The sequence below is a fragment of the Halomonas sp. genome (assembly GCF_041689495.1).
In the GTDB taxonomy this organism is placed as follows: domain Bacteria; phylum Pseudomonadota; class Gammaproteobacteria; order Pseudomonadales; family Halomonadaceae; genus Halomonas.
Window position 1 is genome coordinate 1 of sequence record NZ_JBDNGD010000304.1, and the last position, 1,082, is coordinate 1,082.

The following is a 1,082-nucleotide window of genomic DNA, read 5'->3' on the forward strand; positions in this document are numbered from 1 at the left end:
GCAACTGCGCCTGGTCCTGGTCGTCGACGCTGGGCTTGAGGACGGGGGCGCGCTGTTCGGACAGAGCCCGCATTCCCTCGAGCAGGCGGCCGATGCGATCCCGGGGATTCTCGGGAATGCCGGGCTCAACGACCGGACAGGCCACAAAAGCGGCCGGATCAATCTGGACCAGAGGCGTTCCTTGCTCCACTCGACGCGCATTGTCTTACCTGTCGGGACTCTATTGTCGGCAGTATACGATGCCTGGCCTGTCATGGCGACAGCCCGACTCGGCGACTTCCCCGGGGCCCGGTGAACGGCTAAGCTTTCGCCATGTGCCTTATCGCCTTCGACTATCGTCCCCACGATGACATCCCTCTGCGGCTGGTGGCCAACCGCGACGAGTTCCATGCGCGCCCCACGGCGCCGCTGGCCTGCTGGGAGGACAAGCCCGACATCCTCGGTGGCCGGGACCTGGAGGCCGGGGGAACCTGGCTGGCCGTGCATCGCCGCGGCCGCTTCGCCGCCGTGACCAATGTCCGTGACCCGCGGCTGGCCGTGCCACCCGGTGCCCCGAGCCGCGGACACCTGGTACCCGATGCCCTGGAAGCGGACGACCTGCCGGCCTGGCTGGCGTGGATGGCCGTGGACCGTGTCCTGGCCCATGCCGGCTTCAACCTGCTGGCGGGGGATGGCGTGAACCTCTGGCACCTGCACCGCGGCCTGGATGGCATCTCGCTGACGCGGGTCACCCCGGGGCTTCACGCCCTCTCCAATGCCGGTCTCGATACGCCATGGCCCAAGACCACCGCGGCGCGCCAGGGCCTGGCTGGCTGCCTGAGACAGGGCCACTGGCCCCGGGACGCCCTGGCGGTGATGGCCGACACCCGGCCAGCGGATGACCACCAGTTGCCGGATACCGGTGTCGGACTGGACAAGGAGCGATGGCTGTCTCCGGCCTTCATTCTTGGCCAGGACTATGGCACCCGGGCCACCAGCTGGCTGACCTGGCATGCCGACGGGCGAATCGAACTGGGCGAACGACGCTTCGGGCCGGCGGGCGTGATGCTGGGGGAGACCAAGCTTCGCTTGGAGCTATAAGC

The 1,082-nt window shown here is 68.5% G+C and carries 1 protein-coding gene; it reads left to right on the plus strand.

Annotated elements, in window-relative coordinates; genetic code table 11:
* The first annotated feature begins 312 nt into the window (after positions 1–312).
* On the plus strand, positions 313–1,080 hold the full coding sequence (locus ACESMD_RS10130) for an NRDE family protein (RefSeq protein ID WP_372612788.1): 768 nt from the start codon (positions 313–315) through the stop codon (positions 1,078–1,080).
* Positions 1,081–1,082 lie beyond the last annotated feature (2 nt).